Here is a 401-nt window from a genome sequence, read left to right on the forward strand (position 1 = left end):
CAGCTGGCCAGCTCGCCGAGGCCACGCTCGACCCGGTTGCGCAGCAACAGGAAGTCAAAGGCAGCGCGGAACTTCGGATGCTCCATGGCGCGCTCGGGGTGACGGCCCTGGCGACGGGTCAGGCGCTGTTGCAGGGCCCAGATGTCGCGCACATCCGTGGTGAAGCGGCGCGGCACGGCGATGATCCGCACCTGGGCATCCAGCACCTCGTTGATGGCCAGCATGAAGGCGTCGTGCCAGGGCAGGCCGCTCTCGTTTTCCAGCACCCGGGCACGGGCCTCGACGGCGCCCCACAGCAGGGTGGCATAGAGGAAGGCCGGGGTGACGCGCTTGTCTTCACGGACCCGGGTATCGGTGTCCATCAGCGCCAGCTCGATGAACTGCTCGTAGGGCGAGTTGCC

Annotated in this window: 1 pseudogene; it reads right to left on the minus strand. The window is 68.1% G+C overall.

From position 1 onward, the window contains the following. A pseudogene (pcnB, locus tag JWG43_RS19050) lies at nt 1–401 on the minus strand (polynucleotide adenylyltransferase PcnB); the annotation flags it as partial.

The organism is Desulfobulbus alkaliphilus (assembly GCF_016918545.1).
Taxonomy (GTDB): domain Bacteria; phylum Desulfobacterota; class Desulfobulbia; order Desulfobulbales; family Desulfobulbaceae; genus Desulfobulbus; species Desulfobulbus alkaliphilus.